Raw genomic sequence first — 5,561 nt, forward strand, 5'->3', positions numbered from 1 at the left:
CGTACGGACCGGGCGGGGCCCCGGCGGAAGAGCCCGAGGGCAGGCCCGCAGGTCAGCTCTTGATCTCGCAGATCGCGGCACCGGAGGACAGCGAGCTGCCGACCTCGGCGGTCAGGCCCTTGACCGTGCCGGAGCGGTGCGCGTTGAGGGGCTGCTCCATCTTCATGGCCTCCAGGACGACGATGAGGTCGCCCTCCTTGACCTCCTGGCCCTCCTCCACGGCCACCTTGACGATGGTGCCCTGCATGGGGGAGGCGAGGGTGTCGCCCGAGGCCGCGGAGCCGGCCTTCTTCGCCGCGCGGCGCTTCGGCTTCGCACCGGCCGCCAGGCCCGTACGGGCGAGGCTCATGCCGAGCGACGAGGGCAGCGAGACCTCCAGGCGCCGGCCGCCGACCTCGACGACGACGATCTCCCGGTTGCCCTCGTCCTCGTCCGCCTCGGCGGGCGTGGTGAAGGGCTTGATCTCGTTGACGAACTCGGTCTCGATCCAGCGGGTGTGGATGCTGAACGGGTCCGAGGTGAACGCCGGGTCCACCACCACCGCGCGGTGGAACGGGATGGCCGTGGCCATGCCCTCGACGGTGAACTCGCCGAGCGCGCGGGCGGCGCGTTGGAGCGCCTGCTCGCGGGTGGCGCCGGTGACGATCAGCTTGGCCAGGAGCGAGTCCCAGGCGGGGCCGATGACGCTGCCGGACTCGACACCGGCGTCGAGCCGGACGCCGGGGCCGGTCGGGGCGTCGAAGGTGGTGACGGTGCCCGGGGCGGGCAGGAAGCCCCGGCCCGGGTCCTCGCCGTTGATGCGGAACTCGAAGGAGTGACCGCGCACCGCCGGGTCGCCGTACCCCAGCTCCTCGCCGTCGGCGATCCGGAACATCTCGCGGACCAGGTCGAGGCCGGTGACCTCTTCGGTGACCGGGTGCTCCACCTGGAGACGGGTGTTGACCTCCAGGAAGGAGATCGTGCCGTCCGTGCCGACGAGGAACTCGACCGTGCCGGCGCCGACGTAGCCGGCCTCCTTCAGGATCGCCTTCGACGCGGCGTACAGCTGGGCGTTCTGCTCCTCGGAGAGGAAGGGGGCAGGGGCCTCCTCGACCAGCTTCTGGTGGCGGCGCTGGAGCGAGCAGTCGCGGGTGGAGACGACGACGACGTTGCCGTGCTGGTCCGCGAGGCACTGGGTCTCGACGTGGCGCGGCTTGTCGAGGTAACGCTCGACGAAGCACTCGCCCCGGCCGAACGCCGCGACTGCCTCGCGGACGGCCGAGTCGTACAGTTCCGGCACTTCTTCGAGGGTGCGGGCGACCTTCAGACCGCGTCCGCCACCGCCGAAGGCGGCCTTGATGGCGATGGGCAGACCGTGCTCCCGCGCGAACGCCACGACCTCGTCGGAACCGGAGACCGGGTCCGGGGTGCCGGCTACGAGCGGGGCACCGGCGCGCTGCGCGATGTGCCGGGCGGCGACCTTGTCACCGAGGTCGCGGATCGCCTGCGGCGGCGGGCCGATCCAGGTCAGCCCGGCGTCCAGCACCGCCTGCGCGAACTCCGCGTTCTCGGACAGGAATCCGTACCCCGGGTGGATCGCGTCGGCGCCCGAGTCGGCCGCGGCGCGCAGCACCTTGGCGATGTCCAGATAGCTGGTCGCCGGGGTGTCACCGCCCAGAGCGAACGCCTCGTCGGCCGCGCGGACGTGCAGAGCGTCCCGGTCCGGATCGGCGTAGACGGCGACGCTGGCGATCCCTGCGTCCCGGCAGGCCCGAGCGACGCGGACAGCGATTTCGCCACGGTTGGCGATGAGCACCTTGCGCACGATGACTCCCTCCTAGGAACAAGCTGAGTTTAGGGACTACCAACACGGCCGTACGACCCGTCCCCATGGGTGAGCTTGCCCACACGGAGCGTGATTCCGAGGCTTCCGGAGTCGCAAAATCCCTTGTCGGACCACGGTACGCCGCGATCCTCAACCGCACAGTAGCCACGAGGTGTGGTCCAGGTCTCTGTCCGTAGGCGCAACGACCGGTGGCTTTTCTTTGTCGGGTCCCCACGAACGGGTGATGATTTTCTTTGCCGCACGACCGAACACCGCCGGACGCGCGCGGCCCCTTGTCCAGATGATTACCGGTTAGTAGGGTCCGCGGTGTCGGTTGTAACTATGGGTAACAGGGGGTGGCGCCATGGTGCGCAGACCGGTGGCCGTCGTGACCGCGCTCGTTCTCCTCGCCGAGGCCGTGGGCGTGGCGATCGTGAACACGATCCTCGCCACGGTGGCGGACAGGCAGAACATGTCGCTGGCCGGCCTGGAACCCGGGGCCATGAGCACCGGCGCCTGGGTGATGGGCGGCGTCTCGGCCGCGCTGCTGGTGGCCGTCGCCGTTGTCGCGCTGATCGCCGCGGTGCGCGACCGCTCCCCGGGCCGGGCGGGCCGGTTCGCGCTGATCCTCACCGCCGTCGCGCACGGGGTGCTCGGCGCCCTCGCGGTCGGCCTGGTCGGCTGGTACGCCTTCGCCTGCCTGATGGTCGCGCTGGCCCTGCTCGTCGGCACCCTGATCGGGTACGCCCCCGGGCGCCGGGACCCCGCAGCCCGGGCGACCCCGGCGCCGCCGGTGGTCAGTCCCACAACTCCGTGACGGATACGCCCAGTTCGCCGAGGAGTCGGCGGAGCAGCGGCAAGGAGAGCCCGATCACGTTGGAGTGGTCGCCCTCGATGGAGTCGACGAACGGGCCCGAGAGGCCGTCCAGGGTGAACGCCCCCGCGACGTGGAGCGGTTCGCCCGTGGCGACGTAGGCGGCGATCTCGGCGTCGGTGGGCTCGCCGAAGCGGACGACCGTGGACGCGGTCGCGGACGCGGTGCGCCCGCTCGCGGTGTCGATCACGCTGTGGCCGGTACGCAGCACCCCGGCGCGGCCCCGCATCGCCTTCCAGCGGGCGGTGGCCTCCTCGGCGTCGGCGGGTTTGCCCAGCGCCTCCCCGTCCAGGTCGAGCACCGAATCGCACCCCACCACCAGGGCGTCGGCGGCCTGCGGGAGCGCCGCCACGGCGTCGGCCTTCGCCCGCGCCAGGACCAGCGCCAGCTCGCCCGGGGTCGGTGCCGAGAGCGCGTCCTCGTCCACCCCGCTGACGATCTTCTCGGGGGCGAAGCCCGCCTGCCGCAGCAGGCCGAGACGGGCGGGGGAGGCGGAGGCGAGCACGAGCCGGCGCTGAGCAGTCATGCGGGCCATCGTAGGTCGCCTCCCGGTCCGGGCCGCCCCGCTTCCCGGTGCCGACGACTCCGTACGGCGGGCGCGGGGTGCCGGGGCTCCTCGCGCTGCCCGCGACCGGGGCTCGCGGAGGCGGCGTGGCGGTGAGGGCGCGGGCGGGCGGCGGGGCGAGCCGGTCAGGGGTTCCGGTCGTCGAGGAGTCCGGTAGTCAGGGGTGCGAGCGGGTGGGGCGCGTGTCCTGATCGGCCAAGTGGCCGTCCATGGTGGTGTTCAGGTCCGCCATGAACGCTTCGACCTGTCCAAGGAACTGGGGCGGGTAATGCGACATCGTGGCGTCGAGGCGTTGGGCGAGCGGGCCGAAGAACTCGTCCGCCCTCTCCTGGATGTGTGCCCCGCTGCGCAGGGTGACGACGCGCCGGTCGGAGTGCTCGCGGGCACGGGTGATGTGCCCCGCCGATTCGAGGCGGTTCAGGAGTGCGGTGGTAGCGCCGGTGGAGAGGGGGATGCGCTCGCTCAGCCGCGCAGGTGACAGGGGAGTGCCGCGCTCCTCGGCGGCGGCGATCTCCAGGACCGCGGTGGCGTCGGTGGAGTGCAGGCCCAGCCAGGCGGCGAAGCGCCGGCTGAGCTCGGCGTAGTGACCGCCGTAGTTCCTCAGCGATTCCATCAGCCGCTCACGCTGCTCCGCGACGCCGTCGCCCACGGCTTCCTCCATGCCGGCCTCTCCGCCCTTCGCCCCTGTCGTGCGATCCGCACGACCGCTCCGCTTTGACAACCTACCGCCACCACTTTACCTTCATGATGGAATTACTTCACCATGGAGGTATCTTGTGCGCGAACCGTCCCCCGCCCCTGACAGGGCGGCCGAGCCCTGCCGATGGCTGATCCTGGCGGTGATGATCGTCGCGGAGATCATGGATCTTCTGGACGCCTCGATCGTCAACGTCGCCGGACCGGACCTGGAGAAGTCGCTCGGTGCCGGTTCCGTCGGACTCCAATGGGTGATCGGCGGCTACGCCCTCACCCTGGGTGCCGGGCTCGTGCTCGGTGGCCGGCTCGGCGACCGCTACGGCCGGCGCCGGATGTTCCTGATCGGACTCGCGGCCTTCACCGCGTGCTCCCTGCTGTGCGCGGTCGCGCCGGACATCGGGTCGCTGATCGCCTTCCGGCTGTTGCAGGGCGCCGCGGGAGCCGTACTGCTGCCCCAGGGCCTGGGCCTGCTGCGGGAGAACTTCTCCGGTCCCGAGCTCACCAAGGTCTTCGCGATCTTCGGACCCGTCCTCGGCCTGGGCGGCATCATCGGTCCCGTCCTGGGTGGCTTCCTCATCGAGGGCGACTTCTTCGGCCTCGGCTGGCGGTCGGTGTTCCTGGTCAACCTGCCCATCGGCATCGTGGCGCTGATCGTCGCCGCGAAGTCCGTGCCCAGGAAGGCGGGCGACCGCACGGTTCGGGTCGACACGGCCGGCGCCGCACTGGTCGTGATCGCCTGCGCCCTGCTGGTGCTGCCGCTCAACCAGGGGCAGGAGGAGGGCTGGCCGCTGTGGACGTGGGTGTCCATGGCCGCCTCGGTGGTCGGATTCGCCCTCTTCGCCCTTCAGCAGCGCCGTACCGCCGCCGCCGGCCGCGAGCCGCTGGTGACACCGAGCCTGCTGCGCAAGCCGGCCTTCACCGTGGGACTCGGCGGCATCGCCCTGTTCTTCGGCGGACTGGTCGGCACCCAGCTCGTACTGACCCTGTTCCTCCAGATCGGCCGGCATTTCACCGCAGGTGAGGCGGGACTGGGCAATCTGCCCCTCGCGGTGGGGACCGCGATCGGCGGCGCCGTCAGCGGCGCGTTCCTCGCCGACAGGATCGGCCGCAAGGTGCTGCAGATCGGACCGCTGGTCCAGTTGGCCGGCGCCGCCGTGCTCCGGTCCGAGCTCGACGGCCTGGACGCCGCCTCGTTCTCGATCTGGGAGATCGTTCCCGGCGTGGCGGTGGCCGGCGTCGGAGCCGGCATGGTGATCGCCGCCCTGTTCAGCTTCATCCTGGCCGCGGTCGACGACGACGAGATCGGATCCGCCTCCGGTGTCCTGTCGGCGGTCCAGGCGATCGGCGGATCCGTCGGTGTCGCGGTCTTCGGTTCGGTGTTCTTCGCCCGGGCCGAGGCCGGCGACTTCACCGGCGGCTTCCGCCGCGCGCTGATCGTCCAGGCGTGCCTGCTGGTGGTCTTCCTCGCGAGCACCTTCCTGCTGCCCAGGAAGGGCCGTCCCGAAGAGGAGCAGCACGGCGTCACCCCCGGGGCGACGGCCGAGGGTTCCGGTCCCGAGCGGCAGCTCGCCGGCTGAGGCCCGGCCGGGGGACATGTACGGCGGCCCCGGCCGGTCCGAACG

The 5,561-nt window shown here is 71.7% G+C and carries 5 protein-coding genes; 2 read left to right on the plus strand and 3 right to left on the minus strand.

What is annotated here, in order from left to right; translation table 11 throughout:
- Nucleotides 1-52 precede the first annotated feature (52 nt).
- On the minus strand, nucleotides 53-1,804 hold the full coding sequence (locus ACFWEP_RS30785) for an acetyl/propionyl/methylcrotonyl-CoA carboxylase subunit alpha (RefSeq protein WP_387375000.1): 1,752 nt from the start codon (nucleotides 1,802-1,804) through the stop codon (nucleotides 53-55).
- A 364-nt stretch (nucleotides 1,805-2,168) separates the two neighbouring features.
- Here ACFWEP_RS30785 and ACFWEP_RS30790 point away from each other — a divergent pair, with 364 nt between their 5' ends.
- A complete protein-coding gene (locus tag ACFWEP_RS30790; RefSeq protein ID WP_387375002.1) occupies nucleotides 2,169-2,621 on the plus strand; it encodes a hypothetical protein in 453 nt (150 codons plus the stop codon).
- Here the strand turns inward: ACFWEP_RS30790 and ACFWEP_RS30795 are convergent.
- Both ACFWEP_RS30795 and ACFWEP_RS30800 read right to left on the minus strand, forming a co-directional pair.
- Nucleotides 2,602-3,213, minus strand: coding sequence for a nucleoside triphosphate pyrophosphatase (locus ACFWEP_RS30795; RefSeq protein ID WP_387375004.1), 612 nt, complete (start codon nucleotides 3,211-3,213; stop codon nucleotides 2,602-2,604). The two genes, ACFWEP_RS30790 and ACFWEP_RS30795, sit on opposite strands and share 20 nt — an antisense overlap.
- 187 nt (nucleotides 3,214-3,400) lie before the next feature.
- Entirely contained in the window at nucleotides 3,401-3,904 is a 504-nt protein-coding gene (locus ACFWEP_RS30800; protein WP_387375006.1) for a MarR family winged helix-turn-helix transcriptional regulator, read from the minus strand.
- A gap of 115 nt (nucleotides 3,905-4,019) precedes the next feature.
- Between ACFWEP_RS30800 and ACFWEP_RS30805 the strand changes: the two genes are divergently transcribed.
- Nucleotides 4,020-5,516 carry an MFS transporter gene (locus ACFWEP_RS30805; protein ID WP_387375008.1) on the plus strand — a complete coding sequence of 499 codons (1,497 nt, stop codon included), beginning with the start codon at nucleotides 4,020-4,022 and terminating at the stop codon, nucleotides 5,514-5,516.
- Nucleotides 5,517-5,561: the final 45 nt, after the last annotated feature.

Source organism: Streptomyces sp. NPDC060198 (assembly GCF_042728415.1).
Classification (GTDB): Bacteria; Actinomycetota; Actinomycetes; order Streptomycetales; family Streptomycetaceae; genus Streptomyces.

Bases quoted from the DNA above. Each gene is read 5' to 3' on its own strand.
- ACFWEP_RS30790 (WP_387375002.1), top strand. From the start codon at position 2,169: ATGGTGCGCAGACCGGTGGCCGTCGTGACCGCGCTCGTTCTCCTCGCC.
- ACFWEP_RS30795 (WP_387375004.1), bottom strand. From the start codon at position 3,213: ATGGCCCGCATGACTGCTCAGCGCCGGCTCGTGCTCGCCTCCGCCTCC.
- ACFWEP_RS30800 (WP_387375006.1), bottom strand. From the start codon at position 3,904: ATGGAGGAAGCCGTGGGCGACGGCGTCGCGGAGCAGCGTGAGCGGCTG.